Source organism: Comamonas testosteroni (assembly GCF_014076415.1).
Lineage (GTDB): Bacteria > Pseudomonadota > Gammaproteobacteria > Burkholderiales > Burkholderiaceae_C > Comamonas > Comamonas testosteroni_F.
This window is the reverse complement of record NZ_CP043568.1, coordinates 810,021-826,714: the sequence shown is the minus strand read 5'-3', so window position 1 is coordinate 826,714 and position 16,694 is coordinate 810,021. Positions and strand designations below refer to the sequence as shown.

Genomic DNA, 16,694 nt, shown 5'->3' with positions numbered 1-16,694 from the left:
AAGCGCCAGAAGCTACAAAAAGGAGAGCTTCATGGTCACGACTTGCATGCATACCCTGTCCACAGGGGTTGAACTGGAATGCCGCACCAGCGGCGAGCCGGGTCAGCCCCTGTTGCTGTTTCTGCACGGCTTTCCCGAAGGGGCCTTCATCTGGGATGGGCTGCTTGCGCAGTTTGGCAGCCGCTACCGCTGCGTGGCGCCCAATCTGCGCGGCTACGGCCGCTCCAGCCAGCCCACGGCCATCAGCGACTACCGCGCCAAATATCTGGTGGAGGATCTTGCGGCCTTGATTGCGCTGGAGAGCCGTGACAAGCGCGCTGCCTGCGTGATTGCCCATGACTGGGGCGGCGCCGTGGCCTGGGGCCTGGCCAACCGCTATCCCCAACAGCTTGAGCGGCTGCTCATACTGAATTCCCCGCATCCCGGCAGCTTCTTGCGCGAGCTTCAGTCCAACCCTGTGCAGCAGTCCGCCAGCCAGTACATGCATTTTCTGCGCCGGCCCGATGCGCCCGAGCTGCTGGCCGAAAACGGCTGGCAGCGCATGCTGGGATTCTTTCAGAACCCCGACGGCAGCACGCCCGCATGGCTGACGCCCGAGCGTCAGCAGCAATACCGCGAGCATTGGGACCTGGGCGTACACGGTGCCTGCATGTTCTACGCTGCCAGCCCGCTTGTGCCGCCTCGGCCCGGCGGCAGCGCCGATGAGCTGCAGGACATTCGCGAGCTCAGTCTGCCCGCTGAAATGCTGCACATCCCTGTGCCGGTGCGCATTCTCTGGGGGGATAGCGACCTGGCACTGCAACCTGCTCTGCTGCATGGGCTGGAGCAATGGGTGTCGCAGCTTGAGATAGAGCATCTGCAAGGCTGCAGCCACTGGGTGGTCCATGAGAGGCCTGAGGCCGTGCAGCGCGCATTGACGGAGTTTCTGACGCCAGGTCGCTCCTGAAAAAAGAAGCAGCCGGCCTCCTTCCACCTGGGCTTTCAAGCCGCCTTGATGTTTATTCTTTGGAATACAGCGATGGCTCGCCATCGGGCCGCGTCTTGAAGCGCTTGTGCACCCAGTAATACTGCGGAACCATGGTCATGATGGCAGCCTGCAGCTCACGGTTCATGCGCGCAGTGTCGGCCACATGGTCGTCAGTCGGGAAGTTCTCCCAGGCCGGCGTCAGCTCGGCCACATAGCCTTCGGGCGTCATGCGGTTGTAGAGTGCCACCACCTTGGCCTTGCCCAGGCGCGCAAAGCGCGAAAGCGAGGGAATCGTGGCCGTGTTCTGCACCGCAAAAAAGGGAACGAACACCGAATCGTTCTTGCCATAGTCCATATCGGGCAGCAGATACAGCAGCCCGCCCTTGCGCAGGCACTGGATGATGGGTTTGACGCCATCGGCGCGATTGAGCATCTTCACGTTGCCGAAGCGCTGACGGCCATTCATGAACCAGGCATCCAGGTCCGGATCGGGATTGGTGGCAAAGATGGAGGTGAACTCGCGCCCGGTATTGAGCGGCAGGGCCAGGCCGCCGGCATCCATGCTGTAGAAATGCGGCGCAAAGACGATGGTGGGCGTATCGCCCTCCAGTTCATGCGTGGCTCCGATCAGCTTGACACGGCTGCGCACCAGTTCCTCCGAGCCGAACCACAGCCAGCTTCTGTCGAGAAAAGTCTGGCAAAAGACTTCAAAAGACTCCTTCGCCCAGGCTTTGCGCTGCACCTCAGGCACATCGGGAAAGCACAGTTCGAAATTGCGCAGCGCAATGCGCCGGCGCTGGCCCGCCACTACAAACAGCACCCGTCCCACAAACTTGCCCAGGCCACGCAGCACGGGCAGCGGCAGCTTGGCCAGCACATGCATGCCGGCAATGGCGATCTTGCTGGCGCTCATGCCTTCTCCCCCGAGAGTTGCTTGTCTTCACGTGGCTGCTTGTAGCGGCCATAGCCCCACAGATATTGCTGCGGAGACTGACGAATGGTGGTTTCCATGGCGCGATTGATAAGCGCCACGGTGGCTTCCAGCGATTGAGATTCGGGCACAGGCAATTCCTCTAGATACAGCGTGTAGCCCCGCCCCCAGGACTTGCGCTCGCACCGCGCCACGATCACCGTGGCCCCGGTTTGCAGCACCAGGCGTGCTGCCAATGTCATCGTATACGCATCACGACCGAAAAAAGGCGACCAGATACCCAGACCATTGGGCGGCACCTGATCGGGCAGCAGCCCCACGGCTGCCCCCTGACGCAGCGCCTTGATCATCTGACGCACGCCTGCCAGGGTGGTGGGAACGGCCTGAACGCCAGGACGATTGCGCGCGGTTTCCAGAATTTCGGCCAACCAGCCCTGGCGTGCGGGGCGATAGAGCACGGTAATTGCGCCATGCCGATCCGACCAGCGCCGCGCTGCGGCCTGCACGGACATCTCGAAGCAACCCAGATGTGGCGTGAGAAAGACAATGCCCTTGCCCTTGGCATATGCCTGTTCGGCGCATTCGCCATTGACGATGTCGCAATCCGGCAAACGGCCCAGCCAGATGCGCGGCATCTCGAACACCATGCGACCTGCATGTCCCACGGCTGCCCTGACCTGAGCAAAGGCATAGCCAGCCTGCGCCGCATTGGCTGCAAATCGGCGCCGATAGGTGGGAGATAGCGCCCAGGTCACCCACCCCATGGCAGCGCCAAGGCCATGCAATAGCCATAAAGGCAGTGCAGCAAACAGTCGAAACAGGGAAGGCATTAGAATAGCGGGGTCGCTGAGTTAAAGAGCAACTTGCAGGGCGACGTAAAAACAAAACTGCTAAAGCGTTCGCCAGACTTCGAAGCTCGGGCAACGCAATTGCCCAAGCTACAAGGAGTTATATCAATGGCGAACAGCGATTTTCTGTTTACCTCGGAATCGGTTTCTGAAGGCCACCCCGACAAGGTTGCCGACCAGATCTCTGACGCGATTCTGGACGCTATTTTCACCCAAGACCCGCACAGCCGCGTGGCTGCCGAGACACTGACCAACACCGGTCTGGTGGTATTGGCCGGTGAAATCACCACCGGTGCGAATGTGGACTACATCCAGGTCGCACGCGACACCATCAAGCGCATCGGCTACGACAACACCGAATACGGTATCGACTACAAGGGTTGCTCGGTGCTCGTCGCCTACGACAAGCAAAGCCAGGACATCGCCCAGGGCGTGGACAAGGCCAGCGATGACGAGCTGAACACCGGCGCTGGCGACCAGGGCCTGATGTTCGGCTACGCCTGCGACGAAACGCCCGAGCTGATGCCCGCGCCCATCTATTACGCACACCGTCTGATGGAACGCCAGGCCCAGTTGCGCAAGGATGGCCGCCTGCCCTTTCTGCGCCCCGACGCCAAGAGCCAGGTGACCCTGCGCTATGTGGACGGCAAGCCCCACAGCATCGACACCGTGGTGCTGTCCACCCAGCACAGCCCCGATCAGTCGGAAACGGCAACCAAGATGAAGGCATCTTTCACCGAAGCCATCATTGAGGAAATCATCAAGCCCGTGCTGCCTTCGGCCTGGCTGCAAGAGACCAAGTACCTGATCAACCCCACGGGTCGCTTTGTCGTGGGCGGCCCTCAGGGTGACTGCGGCCTGACCGGCCGCAAGATCATCGTGGACACCTACGGCGGTGCCTGCCCCCATGGCGGCGGCGCCTTCTCCGGCAAGGATCCAACCAAGGTGGACCGCTCGGCCGCCTACGCCGCCCGCTATGTGGCCAAGAACGTGGTGGCCGCCGGTCTGGCGCGCCAGTGCCAGGTACAGGTCGCTTACGCCATCGGCGTGGCCCGCCCCATGAACATCACCGTGTACACCGAAGGCACGGGCGTGATTCCCGATGCGGAAATCGCCAAGCTGGTGGCCGCGCATTTCGACCTGCGCCCCAAGGGCATCATCCAGATGCTGGATCTGCTGCGCCCCATCTACAGCAAGACTGCGGCTTACGGTCACTTCGGCCGCGAAGAGCCCGAGTTCACCTGGGAACGCACCGACAAGGCAGCTCTGCTGCGTGCCGCCGCCGGTCTGAAGTGATTAGCATGCCCGCCAGGCGGGACTGAGCGCCCGAGTCATCGGACCTTCATGAAAAAGCCACCGCAAGAATTTGCGGTGGCTTTTTTTGTTGTCGGATCAAGCCGACAAGGATTTTCCCCAAATGAGCACCGCAAGCCTGCGCCCGGCGGCTTAGGCTTGAGACATCACTTCAGACAAAGGAGTTCCGATGCTCAAGTGGGCCATTATTTTTGCCATCATTTCCCTGGTAGCCGGTGTTTTCGGCTTTACCGGCGTAGCCGCAGGCGCAGCCGGCATAGCCAAGATCCTGTTCTTTATTTTCATTGCCGTTGCCGTGATCTTCGTGGTTCTGGCCCTGCTGGGCATTGGCGCAGTCAGCTAGTCGACGCGGCCCGACCCGAAACACCAACCCGAATGCCTGCCTTGTGCAGGCATTTTTCATGCAGGCCGACCTGGGAACGCGCTTACGAGCTCAAAGCCCCCGGGCAGTCAGCGCCAGCGTCTGGCTGAAGCCGGGCTTGGCGCGGTAAAGCTGGGCGGGCCGGTGCGCCCCGCCACCCTGCATGGCCCCAGGCACTGGCTCCAGCCAGTCCATCTCGTCCATCTTGCGCCTGAAGCTGACCTTGTTCAGCGGCTCGCCCAGAATGTTTTCATAGACCTGCTGCAGCTGCGGCAGTGTGAAGGTTTCGCCGCACAAATGCACGGGCAAGGAGGAATACAGGCTTTTGCTGCGCACGCGCTCCAAGGCGGAGTCCAGAATGGCACGGTGATCGAACGGCAGCTGCGGCAGGGCCGAGAGCGGCACCACGCTGATGTCGGCGCGATCGGGCGGCAGGTTCTGCACGGGCAGCAGAGCGCAATAGGCGATTGCCACCGACCAGCCGCGCGGATCGCGTGCCGGGCCGCTGAAAGTGGCCAGCTGCTCCAGATACGCACCTTCTATGCCCACCTTGGTTCTGAGCACGCGCGCCGCACTGGCCTTGGCGTCCGCATCCTCATCGGTATGAATAAAGCCGCCGGGCAAGGCCCACACCCCGGCAAAAGGCGCAGCCTGACGACGCAGCAGCACGGCATGCAGCTGCTGCTCCACCAGAGTCAGCAGCACCACATCCACACTGACCTGCACCGCTTCCCTGCGCTCATCGCTTTGATTCATTTTTTTACCAACTTCGTTTTTCTTGCCTGATTATTTCACATCAACTCAAAAATACTTAGTTGCAAAAATATTTTAAGTGTTTTAGACTGCAGACATTGCATCTAGCATGAAAGCTGAACACCATGAGTCATCCACAAGCCCAGCTGCTCATCATTGACCCGCAAAACGACTTCTGCGATCTGCCTGCCGACTGGTGCCCCCGCTCACCAGACAACAATCAGCTGATAGCACCCAGCCTTCCGGTGACAGGTGCTCATGCCGATATGCAGCGCCTGAGCAGCTGGATGGCAGCCCAGGCAGACAAGCTGGACCAGATCACCATCACTCTGGACTCGCACCAGGCTTATGACATTGCCCACCCCGCCTTCTGGCAGCAGCGCGATGGCCGTGCCGTCCTGCCATTCACCCCGATCACGGCGGCGCAGGTGCGTGCCGGCGACTATGCGCCGCGCAACGCTGGCGAGCGCGAACGAACGCTGCAATACCTGGGCCAGCTGGAGGCCCAGGGCAGCTACACCCTGATGGTCTGGCCGCTGCACTGCGAGATAGGCAGCTGGGGCCATGGCATCCATGCCGGCGTGCTCGCGGCCTGCCGCCAGTGGCAGGAGCTGCAGCACCGTGCCACCCGCCATGTCTTCAAGGGCATGAACCCCTGGACCGAGCACTACAGCGCCATTCGTGCCGAGGTTCCCGATCCGCAGGATGGCGAGACCGGCCTGAACACCGCCTTGCTGGCCCGGTTGCGCCAGAGCAGCACCCTGGTGATCGCGGGCGAGGCCAGCAGCCACTGCGTGCGCGCCACCACCGAGCACATCGTGGAGCACTGGTGCAGCAGCGACTACTCGCGCATCGTGCTGCTGACGGACTGCATGAGCCCGGTCGCCGGATTCGAGGCCGCGCACCACGACTTCCTGCAACGCATGCGTGCAACCGGTGTACGCTGCGAAACCAGCGCCAGCTTTGGCTTATGAGACAAATCAGCCTCTAGCACTTATGGATAAAGCGCTAGCAGCTCATATTTTTGAAAAGAAGAACGGCATGAAGCCCATCATCACCAGCCTGCTGGACACCGACCTCTACAAGTTCACCATGTGGCAGGCCATGCTGCACCGCCACCCCCAGACCGAGGCCGAGTACGAATTTGTCTGTCGCACGCCCACGGCCTTCCCGCTGGCCGAGTTGCTGCCCGAGGTAGAGCGCGAGCTGGACGCCCTGTGCAGTCTGCGCTTTGACAAGGGCGAGCTGGACTATCTGGCCGGTCTGCGCTTCATGAAGAGCGACTTCATCGACTTTCTGCGTATCTTCCAGTTCCAGCGTGCCTTCATCCGCGCCTGGGCCGAAGGCGACCGGCTGCATATCGTGGCCAGGGGCCCGCAAGTCCATGTGATGGGCTTCGAGATCTATGTGCTGGCCATCGTCAACGAGCTGTACTTCCGCCGCTTCGATGCCGAGGCCGCCCTGCTCGAAGGCCGCAAGCGCCTGCAGGTCAAGCTGGCCCAGCTCAAGCACCTGGCTGTCGAGGCCAAGCTGCACAATCCCTTCGAGCTGTTTGACTTCGGCGTGCGTCGCCGCTTCTCGGGAGCCTGGCAACGCGAGGTGGTGCAGGCTTTTGCGCAGGAAACCGCGCAGTGGTTCAAGGGCACGTCCAATGTGCTGCTGGCGCGCGACCTGAATCTGGTGCCTATTGGAACCATGGCCCATGAGTATCTGCAGACCTATCAGGCCCTGGGAGTGCGCCTGCGCGACTTCCAGGTAGCCGCCCTCGAGGACTGGGTGCAGGAATACCGCGGCGACCTCGGTATCGCCCTGACCGATACCGTGGGCATGGACGCCTTTCTGGCCGACTTCGACATGTACTTTGCCAAGCTTTTCGACGGCCTGCGCCATGACTCCGGCGATCCGTTCGAATGGGGCGAGAAGGCCATTGCCCACTATGACAAGCTGCGCATTGCCCCGCAGAGCAAGCGTCTGGTGTTCTCGGACGGACTGGATCTGGACATGGCCCTGGCGCTCTACCACCGCTTTGCCGACCGCATCCAGTGCGGCTTCGGCATAGGCACGCGATTGACCAATGACATGGGACTGACCACGATCAATATCGTGATGAAGCTGACTCATGCCAACGGCCAGCCCGTGGCCAAGATTTCGGACTCGCCCGGCAAGACGCTGTGCAACGACGAGACCTATCTGGCCTATCTGCGCCAGGTCTTCAACATCCCTGAGCCTGCTGCCAAGGCAGCTTGAATCTTCGGAGGCAACCATGCTGAAAGTCACCCTCGCCCAGCTCAACTACATGGTGGGCGACATCAGCGGCAATATCCGCCGCATGAGAGAGGCCGCAACCAGGGCCGCAGCCGAGCAGGCCGACCTGGTGGTATTTTCCGAACTGTCGCTGTGCGGCTACTACCCCGGCGACCTGCTGGACGAGCCCAGCTTTCTCCAAAGACTGGATGCAGGTCTTCAGGAGCTGCTGCAGGCCACGCGCCAGTTTCCCGATCTGCACTGGGTCGTGGGCGCCCCCACGCGCCACGATGGCCCCGGCAAACCGCTGCACAACAGCCTGCTGGTGCTCAAGAACGGACAAATCCGCCTGCAGTACGACAAGCAGTTGCTGCCCACGTACAACATCTTTGACGAGCGCCGCCATTTCGAGCCTGGAGCCGACACGGCCAAGGTGCTGCGCGTGGGCAACTGCCAGGTGGGCTTTCTGGTCTGCGAGGACGGCTGGAACGACCAGGGCGCCGACTACGCCACCAACCCCTTTGTACGCATGGGCGATGCGGCCCCCGACCTGGTCATCAGCATCAACGCCAGCCCCAGCCACCTGGGCAAGCGCGAGCAGCGTCATGAGATATTCACCCAGGCGGCGGCACGCCACAAGCTGGCCATCCTCTACATCAACCAGATCGGCGGCCAGGACCAGATCGTGTTCGACGGCGCCTCGTTTGCCGTGGAGCCCGAGGCCGGCCTGGTGTTTGAAGCCAGACGCTTCGAAGAAGATGTCTGCACACTGGAGCTGAATGCGCAGGGCCGGTTTCAGGCCCGCGACGGCACGGCCTTGCCTACCGTGCCGGCGCAAGGCCTGCCCACCATGGAGTTCTACCGCCAGCAGATCGTGCTGGGCCTGCGCGACTATGCGCGCCGCTGCGGTTTCAAGCAGGTGGTGGTGGGCAGCTCGGGCGGCATCGATTCGGCACTGACGCTGGCCCTGGCCGTCGATGCCCTGGGAGCAGACAACGTGGTCGGCATCACCATGCCGTCCAGCTACTCCTCGGCTGGCTCGGTCGACGACTCGGTGCAGCTGTGCCGCAATCTGGACATCAGACTGTACGAGCACCCCATCAAGGAGCTGGTCACCACCTATGCACGCCAGTTCGAGGCCAGCTTTGGCGAACCACTCAAGGGTCTGGCGCTGGAGAATCTGCAGGCCCGCGCACGCGGCACCACGCTGATGGAGTTTTCCAATGCCTTCGGTCATCTGCTGCTGACCACGGGCAACAAGTCCGAAGTCTCGGTGGGCTATTGCACCCTGTATGGCGACACCAACGGCGGTCTGGGCCTGCTCGGCGATCTGTACAAGACCGAGGTCTTCGAGCTGTCACGCCATATCAACCGCCATGCGGGCCGCGAGCTGATCCCGCAGGCCATCATCGACAAGCCGCCCTCGGCCGAGCTGGCTCCCGGCCAGAAGGACGAGGACAGCCTGCCGCCCTATGCCGTGCTCGACGAGATTCTCAAATGGCATATCGAGGGCCAGCATCTGTCCAGCAAGGAATATGCGCAGGCCGCAGCCTTTGTGGCCAAGCTGCGCACCGAAGCCGGCGGCCCCGAAACCATTGCCCGCGTGCAAAAGCTGGTGTTCCGCAGCGAATACAAGCGCCGCCAGGCTCCGCCCATGCTCAGAGTACGCCCACGGGCCTTTGGCACGGGCCGGCAGATGCCGATTGCGGCACACTACGAGTAGCAATGCCCGACACCCGCTTGAGACATGGTGGCAAAGCCCTGCCGCATCTTGGGTGCTGCAAAGCGCTTGGCGGCCTGTCTCGAATGCCGATTTTGGCTGTGCCGGGCCTGGTTACCATTTAAAAAGTGAGCTACTTCCGCTTACCCAGTAAGCGTCTAGCGCGTTTTTTACCCATATTCGCCCTTGCGGGCACCGATTTCTGTACGGGTTTCGCTCTCATGCCTCAAGCCAGTCCCAACACTTCCAGCAAGCGTGTCATCGCCGCCGCACCCGAGACTCTGCCCACCTCCATGCCCCTGCATACCGCTGTGCTGATCGGCCGCTTTCAGCCACTGCACAACGGCCATATGGCCTTGCTGCATGCTGCACTGGAGCGGGCTCGCCAGGTCGTGGTGGTACTGGGCAGCGCCTGGCAGGCCCCCAATCCCAAAAACCCATTCAGCTGGCAGGAGCGCGCGCAAATGTTGCGCAATGCGCTATCGAAAGAGGATGCCGAGCGCGTGCGCTGCGTGCCCGTGCGCGACTATTACAACGAGCCGCTGTGGGTACATGCCGTGCGCGAAGCCGTGCAGGCCCATGTACCCGAAGGCGCTAGCGTGGCCCTGGTCGGGCACTTCAAGGACTCCAGCAGCAGCTATCTGGCCCGCTTTCCGGGCTGGGAGCTGATCAGCCTGCCTCGCCTGGGCCAGTTCGATGCCACTCCGCTGCGCGAAATCTTCTTCGGTGAAGGAGGCGCATCGCCCGAGACCATGGATGCCGCTCTGACCAGGCTTTCCTCCCAGATGCCCGAGAGCACGCTGGACTTTTTGCGCCGCTGGGCCCAGACACCGCTGTATCTGCGCCTGCAAAAAGAGTGGCATATGCTGCAGGACTACAGGCGGGCCTGGGCCAAGGCACCTTATGCACCGGTGTTCGTCACCGTGGATGCGCTGCTGCGCTGCCGTGCCAAGGGCCAGGACCAGGTGCTGCTGATCCAGCGCGGCCATGCTCCGGGCCAGGGCCTGTGGGCGCTGCCCGGCGGCTTTCTCGAGCAGCGTGACAGCCTCTGGCAATCCTGCATGCGCGAGCTGCGTGAAGAAACCTGCTCCTCCATCAGCGAGGCGGATCTGCTCGCAGCCCTGCAGGCCGTGCAGGTCTTCGATCACCCGGACCGCAGCCTGCGCGGGCGTACCATTACCCATGTGCACTATCTGGATCTGGGCGTACAGCCCAGCCTGCCTCCGGTACAGGGCGCGGACGACGCCGCCCTGGCCCGCTGGGTACCGATTGCCGATCTGCCCCGCATGGAGGCCGAGTTCTTCGAGGACCATTTCCAGATCCTGTGCCAGTTCCTGCCCGTGACTCTGGCTCAGAGCGAGCCTGAGCGTCAGGTCGCCTGATACATCAAAACCATAGCTGCAAGCGCTTGCTCATCAAGCGCTGGAGCCACTTTTTCCTGATATTTAATGAGCCAGCTCCATATCCGCCCCGCCACCGAGCAAGACATCGACCTGATCCTGCACTTTGTGCGCGAACTCGCCATCTATGAAAAGGCCGAGCACGAGGTCAAGGCCACGCCAGACCATGTGCGCCGCACGCTGTTCTGCACCAACCCAGCCGTCTTCGGCCTGATCTGCGAGATCGAGGGCAAGGCCGTGGGCTTTGCCGTGTATTTCTTCAACTATTCCACCTGGCAGGGCCAGCACGGCCTGTACCTGGAAGACCTGTACATCACGCCCGACGCACGCGGCCACGGCGCCGGCAAGGCCCTGCTCCAGCATCTGGCCCGGATTGCCATGGAAAAGGACTGCGGTCGCTTTGAATGGAGCTGCCTGGACTGGAACACCCCCTCCATCAAGTTCTATGACAGCCTGGGCGCCCTGCCGCAGACCGAGTGGATCCGCTATCGCATGACGGGCTCAGCCCTGCAGGCCATGGCCACGGGTGACAAACAGGCTTGAGCCACAATCCGGATCATCCAGAGTGATGTGTGAAGCCCTTCGAAGTGATGTGCGTCCCTTTGCAGATTGAGAGTACGCAACATCAACAATGCGGCGCGTTCGCGCTTGCGCCAAAATGAATGGTTTTGCAAAACAATAACAAAGGCGGCAATCAGTGCTGACCTTTCACACTATCTCTGGAATCCAGAATGCCAAGCTATCAAGAACTCATCGCTCAGAAAAATGCGCTGGACAAGCGCATCGAAGAAGCGCGCAGCACCGAAGCCAAGGAAGCCCTGGCCACCGTCAAGCAACTGATCGCCACATTCGGCTTTACCTCTCAGCAGGTCTTCCCCTGGAGGCCTGAAGAAAAGAAAAAGATCGAGGCCAGGTACTACGACCCCGAAAGCGGCGCGACCTGGACTGGCCGCGGCAAGCCCCCGAAGTGGATCGAAGGCAAGGACCGCAGCCAGTACGAAATCAAGACCACGCCTACCGTGGACTTCAACGCCCCTCGCGACGAAAAGAATCCGTTCCCGGTTCAGTAAGCGCCCCGGCCCGTTCAGCCGCCAGCAGCCTGCTCCGTCGGCAGTGGCGCCTTGAGCATGCGCACCAGTGCCGTCACGTTCAGGCACTGGATGAGCAGATCTCCGTCATTGGCGCGGATCAAGCGGTCCACCAGCTGACCTGCCGCACCTGCCATTGCAGGGGCCAGTCGCAACTGCCCGCTCTCGAAGCGCACCACGCCCTCGAGATCGCTGACCAGCACGCCCGGCTTGAGCCCCTGGTGCTCCAGCACGATCACCTGGCTTTGCGCCGTCCTGGTCACGGGCTTGCCAAAGAGCAGCGCTCCCAGATCGAAGACCCAGACATAGCCGGCCACGACTCCCTGGCTGCGCCGCGCCAGCGTTCCCACGCAGTGCGGCAAGCGTCCGGCCGAAACGGGAGCGATGGCCGAGGCACTCTGGGCCTCGAGCACGCAGGCCGCATCGACGGCAAGCACGCTGCGCCCGACAAAAAAAGTCGCCATCTCCATGCCGTACGCGCTGCCCCGGCTGGCCGCAGCCAGGCTCTGCACCCTGGTATTGCGGCGACAGACAGCCGCCTGGGCATCGTCCTGCACGGCACCAAAAGCCTGCACGGACAGCGCAAGCAACTCTTCGCGATAGCCGTCGCTGCGCTTGAACTCCCGGTAGCCGCTGCCCGCCGTGATCGCCACCACGCAATACTGCCCCTGATACACCATGGCACGGGCCATGCTCTGGCCTGGCGCCAGGGCCAGCATTTGCGGCGGCAGATCCAGCCGCATGCCCGGCTGCAGTTGCACATCCGACGAGGACATGACCATGCCCGCACGGTTCAGGTAGGCCACCTGTCTGCTGCTTGCGCCTCCTGCCTGCACGCCGGTCACGCTTTCCAGCATGGCCGTGAACTCACGCTGTGCATGAAACACCAGGCCGATCCCGCCCAGCACCACCCCGTCAGCGTTGCGTATGGCCGCGTGATAGACATAGGTCGAGCCGTCCTCCTCATGCTGAACACAAGGGCGCCATGGCGAGACGTGATAGGCCTGGGTCCCGCCCAGCGCCAGAACCTGCTGCAGGCTGTCCGTCTCTATATAGGTATCCAGCAGCCCACGGACCTCTGCATCGGAGCGCCCTCGCTGACTGACGGCCACGACCCTGCCTCGGACGTCATAGACCATGATTTGCTGGTAGACCGTATACAGGTCGTGAATGGCGGTGAGCAGCGCACAGGCCTCGCTCACCTGATCTGGGGCCGTCTCGCCCAAGGCCTGGTCCTCGAGCAATTCGGACAGCTGCGGCGTCAAGGCCCACCAGCGGCAGTCGTTGGCACGCTCGTAGAGATTGCGATCAAGCAGATCCACCAGCAGACTGCTCAAGAGGCTGTTGTCTCTCAGTGCGGTATTGAGCACCGTGCCGTAGAGCGCATCGATGGACCGGGAGAAGACCTCGTTGGTCCTGGCCCCGGTCTCGCCAATCTGCTCCAGGACGGCCTGCAGCCGCGTGCTGTCCATCTGCTTGCCTGCCGTCATGACGCGGCCGTTCCAGACCACGCGGCGTATGGTATCCGCTGCGCTGCGTATGGCGTGCAGGGGCGGGCAGAAGCGATGTGCATGCGCCAGCAGGCCCTGGGCCACGGCAGCGTCCAGCCCATCCAGTCCGGCCTGCTGCTGGAGCCCGAAGGCCAGCTCCAGCGGTGTCATGATCTGCGCCCGCCAGCCATGGGGGCCCATATAGCCTTGATAGCCTGCCGAGGCCGCCGATTGCACCAGATAGGTGCGTCCGCCATGTACATACAGCGGACCCGCACCATCACGGTGAGCCTGCAGCTTCGCCCCCACACCAATCCAGTGCAGATCGCTGCTGGCCAGCACCAGTCCCTGATCATCGAGCAACAGGGCGATGCTGGTCTGAGCGTCGGGCACGCCGCTACCGTCTATCCGGTCCCGGCTGCTCCAGATACCTTGCATCTCGCCATCAAAGTCAAAACACAGGCACAGCACGCCAATAGGCTGGCGGTTGCCGGCGTGCAGCATGCGATGCGCATAGATCAACGCGCTGCCATGCCCCGGCAGCAGGTCGGTGGCGCCGAAACTCTGCACAAAACCCGGGCTTTGCAGAGCGCGGGCAATCAATGCATCCCGGCATGGCTGATCTGTGGCCTGACTCCTCTCGCGCGCACTCGCTCGCACCTGGCCTTCGGCATCCAGCAGCAGAATGTCCGTGTAGACCGTGTACTTGCTGCGGTAGGCACGCAGACGCTGGGTGATGGCCGCCCCGTCGCCATCCGCTGCGGCCATGAACTGGCACAGCATGGCGTCGGTCGCCAGAAACCCCACGTCGGCCGTGCGCTCGTAGAGATTGCGCACCAGGGTATCGATCAGATGCTGTGCCTGACTGGCCAGCCCCGCCGTCACCCCCGTCACAGCCTGCATCACCATGGACTGCACCAGGTCCTGCTCCAGGCGCTCGAAGCCGCCACGCGTGGCGGCCATCATGGGCAGCAAGGCCTGCGCTTCCTGTGGGCAATTCATCTTGGCGGAGGACTCTATGAGCCGCCACATCAGATTCAGCTCCCCGAGCGAACTCTCGCAGCGCCCGACCTGGCGCATATGGGGAATGAAGACATCTGTCTGCAGCAGGTCTTGGGCGCGCTGCGCCGGGGCAGTCATGGTTTCTGGAGGCATGTTTTGGCAGAGCAAAAGCCAGGCCTATTTGTAAAAACACGTTACATATGACTCAGAACAAACCCTGCTCCTTGACCAATTTGCCCTCTGATCGGCTGGGGAGAGGTCTTGAAAGCTCAGGAAATTGCCTTATTATTAGCACTCGATAGGGTTGAGTGCTAACAGCTTGACCCTAGATATTCCGAATGTCGGCCAGGATGGCTGGCAAGTCTTGTTTCAACTTTGTTGATGTATTTAGGAGTTGGTATGAACCTGCGTCCCCTGCACGATCGCGTGATCGTCAAGCGCCTCGAAAACGAAACCAAGACAGCCTCGGGCATCGTGCTCCCTGATGCTGCCACCGAGAAGCCTGACCAAGGCGAAGTGCTGGCTGTGGGTCCCGGCAAGCGCAACGACAAGGGCGAACTGATCGCTCTGAACGTGAAGGTCGGCGACCGCGTTCTGTTCGGCAAGTACTCTGGCCAAACCGTGAAGATCCACGGCGACGAGCTGCTGGTCATGAAGGAAGACGACCTGTTCGCAGTCGTCGAGAAGTAATCCTTCCCGAACACATCCCCTATTCATACAACTGCTGGCGACTGATCGATAAGCGCCGGCAGAACATTTGAACCCCATTCTTTAGGAGCCAAAAATGGCAGCAAAAGACGTAGTTTTCGGCGGTGAAGCACGTGCACGCATGGTTGAAGGCGTGAACATCCTGGCTAACGCAGTCAAGGTTACCCTGGGCCCCAAGGGTCGCAACGTGGTGCTGGAGCGCTCCTTCGGCGCCCCCACCGTGACCAAGGACGGCGTGTCCGTGGCCAAGGAAATCGAACTCAAGGACAAGCTGCAGAACATGGGCGCCCAGCTCGTGAAGGAAGTGGCCTCCAAGACCAACGACATCGCTGGTGACGGCACGACCACCGCTACCGTGCTGGCCCAAGCCATCGTGCGCGAAGGCTCCAAGTACGTGGCCGCCGGCCTGAACCCCATGGACCTGAAGCGCGGCATCGACAAGGCTGTCGCCGCCCTGGTGGAAGAGCTGAAGAAGCAATCCAAGGCCACCACCACTTCCAAGGAAATCGCTCAAGTGGGCACGATCTCCGCCAACTCCGACTCCGACGTGGGCGAGATCATCGCTCAAGCCATGGACAAGGTCGGCAAGGAAGGCGTGATCACGGTTGAAGAAGGCAAGAGCCTGGCCAACGAACTGGATGTCGTCGAAGGCATGCAGTTCGACCGCGGCTACCTGTCGCCCTACTTCATCAACAACCCCGAAAAGCAAGCTGCAATTCTGGACAACCCCTTCGTGCTGCTGTTCGACAAGAAGATCAGCAACATCCGCGACCTGCTGCCCACGCTGGAAGCTGTTGCCAAGGCCGGCCGTCCCCTGCTGATCATTGCCGAAGACGTCGAAGGCGAAGCCCTGGCGACTCTGGTGGTGAACACCATCCGCGGCATCCTGAAGGTTGTGGCTGTGAAGGCTCCCGGCTTCGGCGACCGTCGCAAGGCCATGCTGGAAGACATCGCCATCCTGACTGGCGGCAAGGTCATCGCTGAAGAAGTGGGCCTGTCTCTGGACAAGGTGACTCTGGAAGATCTGGGCCAGGCTGCTCGCGTCGAAATCGGCAAGGAAAACACCACCATCATCGACGGTGCTGGCGCTGCTGACGAAATCGAAGCCCGCGTGAAGCAAATCCGCATCCAGATCGAAGAAGCCACTTCCGACTACGACCGTGAAAAGCTGCAAGAGCGCGTGGCCAAGCTGGCCGGCGGTGTTGCCGTGATCAAGGTTGGCGCTGCCACCGAAGTCGAAATGAAGGAAAAGAAGGCCCGCGTGGAAGACGCCCTGCACGCTACCCGCGCTGCTGTGGAAGAAGGCATCGTGGCCGGCGGTGGCGTGGCCCTGCTGCGCGCCAAGCAAGCCGTTGGCGCCCTGGCTACCGGCAATGCCGAACAAGACGCCGGCATCAAGCTGGTGCTCAAGGCTATCGAAGCTCCTCTGCGCGAAATCGTGGCCAACGCCGGTGGCGAGCCCTCGGTGGTCGTGAACGCCGTGCTGAACGGCTCGGGCAACTACGGCTTCAACGCTGCCAACGACACCTACGGCGACATGCTGGAAATGGGCATTCTGGACCCCACCAAGGTGACTCGCACTGCTCTGCAAAACGCCGCTTCCGTGGCTTCCCTGCTGCTGACTACCGAGTGCATGATCGCCGAAGCCCCCAAGGCTGACGCAGCTCCTGCCATGCCCGATATGGGTGGTATGGGCGGCATGGGCGGCATGGGCATGTAATTGCTCTGCTGCTGACCGGGTGGTTTGCACCATCCGGTTTTGCACAAAAGAAAAGGCCGCAGATGCGGCCTTTTCTTTTGTGCGTCGCGCTTCACTAGCTGCTCGGCTTCGGACACAAAAAAGCCAGCCGATATTGGCTGGCTTTTTT

General features: G+C 61.8%; 15 protein-coding genes. 11 read left to right on the top strand and 4 right to left on the bottom strand.

What is annotated here, in order from left to right:
* Positions 1-31 precede the first annotated feature (31 nt).
* Complete coding sequence (locus F0P97_RS03700) at positions 32-946, top strand: alpha/beta fold hydrolase (RefSeq protein ID WP_182285667.1); 915 nt, start codon at positions 32-34, stop codon at positions 944-946.
* Positions 947-998: 52 nt separating this feature from the next.
* On the opposite strand, the gene F0P97_RS03695 is transcribed toward F0P97_RS03700, so the two are convergent.
* Together F0P97_RS03695 and F0P97_RS03690 are read right to left on the bottom strand one after the other, a co-directional pair.
* The gene (locus F0P97_RS03695) at positions 999-1,880 is read right to left on the bottom strand and encodes a lysophospholipid acyltransferase family protein (RefSeq protein WP_182285666.1); all 882 of its coding nucleotides are present in this window, start codon (positions 1,878-1,880) and stop codon (positions 999-1,001) included.
* A complete protein-coding gene (locus tag F0P97_RS03690; protein ID WP_182285665.1) occupies positions 1,877-2,728 on the bottom strand; it encodes a lysophospholipid acyltransferase family protein in 852 nt (283 codons plus the stop codon). Before F0P97_RS03690 ends, F0P97_RS03695 begins: the two co-directional genes overlap by 4 nt.
* A gap of 126 nt (positions 2,729-2,854) precedes the next feature.
* Here F0P97_RS03690 and metK point away from each other — a divergent pair, with 126 nt between their 5' ends.
* Entirely contained in the window at positions 2,855-4,042 is a 1,188-nt protein-coding gene (gene metK, locus F0P97_RS03685; RefSeq protein ID WP_034357390.1) for a methionine adenosyltransferase, read from the top strand.
* Positions 4,043-4,229: 187 nt separating this feature from the next.
* Positions 4,230-4,403 (top strand): DUF1328 domain-containing protein, encoded by a 174-nt coding sequence (locus tag F0P97_RS03680; RefSeq protein WP_003058756.1) that lies wholly within the window; start codon positions 4,230-4,232, stop codon positions 4,401-4,403.
* Between the two features lie 90 nt (positions 4,404-4,493).
* On the opposite strand, the gene F0P97_RS03675 is transcribed toward F0P97_RS03680, so the two are convergent.
* On the bottom strand, positions 4,494-5,177 hold the full coding sequence (locus F0P97_RS03675) for an NUDIX hydrolase (RefSeq protein WP_182285664.1): 684 nt from the start codon (positions 5,175-5,177) through the stop codon (positions 4,494-4,496).
* A gap of 122 nt (positions 5,178-5,299) precedes the next feature.
* Between F0P97_RS03675 and F0P97_RS03670 the strand changes: the two genes are divergently transcribed.
* From F0P97_RS03670 to F0P97_RS03645, 6 genes are all read left to right on the top strand, one after another.
* A complete protein-coding gene (locus F0P97_RS03670) occupies positions 5,300-6,148 on the top strand; it encodes a cysteine hydrolase (RefSeq protein WP_182285663.1) in 849 nt (282 codons plus the stop codon).
* A 67-nt stretch (positions 6,149-6,215) separates the two neighbouring features.
* Positions 6,216-7,421: a nicotinate phosphoribosyltransferase gene (pncB, locus tag F0P97_RS03665; RefSeq protein WP_182285662.1), complete on the top strand. Its 1,206-nt coding sequence runs from the start codon at positions 6,216-6,218 to the stop codon at positions 7,419-7,421.
* A gap of 16 nt (positions 7,422-7,437) precedes the next feature.
* On the top strand, positions 7,438-9,141 hold the full coding sequence (locus F0P97_RS03660) for an NAD+ synthase (protein WP_182285661.1): 1,704 nt from the start codon (positions 7,438-7,440) through the stop codon (positions 9,139-9,141).
* Between the two features lie 218 nt (positions 9,142-9,359).
* Entirely contained in the window at positions 9,360-10,520 is a 1,161-nt protein-coding gene (locus F0P97_RS03655) for a bifunctional nicotinamide-nucleotide adenylyltransferase/Nudix hydroxylase (protein ID WP_182285660.1), read from the top strand.
* Between the two features lie 66 nt (positions 10,521-10,586).
* Positions 10,587-11,081, top strand: coding sequence for a GNAT family N-acetyltransferase (locus F0P97_RS03650; RefSeq protein ID WP_182285659.1), 495 nt, complete (start codon positions 10,587-10,589; stop codon positions 11,079-11,081).
* A 188-nt stretch (positions 11,082-11,269) separates the two neighbouring features.
* Positions 11,270-11,608, top strand: a complete 339-nt coding sequence (locus F0P97_RS03645; protein ID WP_182285658.1) for an H-NS family nucleoid-associated regulatory protein — start codon at positions 11,270-11,272, stop codon at positions 11,606-11,608.
* A gap of 14 nt (positions 11,609-11,622) precedes the next feature.
* Here F0P97_RS03645 and F0P97_RS03640 read toward each other — a convergent pair whose 3' ends face one another.
* Positions 11,623-14,256 carry a chemotaxis protein CheW gene (locus tag F0P97_RS03640; RefSeq protein ID WP_182285657.1) on the bottom strand — a complete coding sequence of 878 codons (2,634 nt, stop codon included), beginning with the start codon at positions 14,254-14,256 and terminating at the stop codon, positions 11,623-11,625.
* Positions 14,257-14,517: 261 nt separating this feature from the next.
* Between F0P97_RS03640 and groES the strand changes: the two genes are divergently transcribed.
* Positions 14,518-14,808 carry a co-chaperone GroES gene (gene groES / locus F0P97_RS03635; RefSeq protein ID WP_003058782.1) on the top strand — a complete coding sequence of 97 codons (291 nt, stop codon included), beginning with the start codon at positions 14,518-14,520 and terminating at the stop codon, positions 14,806-14,808.
* A gap of 94 nt (positions 14,809-14,902) precedes the next feature.
* Positions 14,903-16,546 (top strand): chaperonin GroEL, encoded by a 1,644-nt coding sequence (groL, locus tag F0P97_RS03630; RefSeq protein WP_003061955.1) that lies wholly within the window; start codon positions 14,903-14,905, stop codon positions 16,544-16,546.
* Positions 16,547-16,694: the final 148 nt, after the last annotated feature.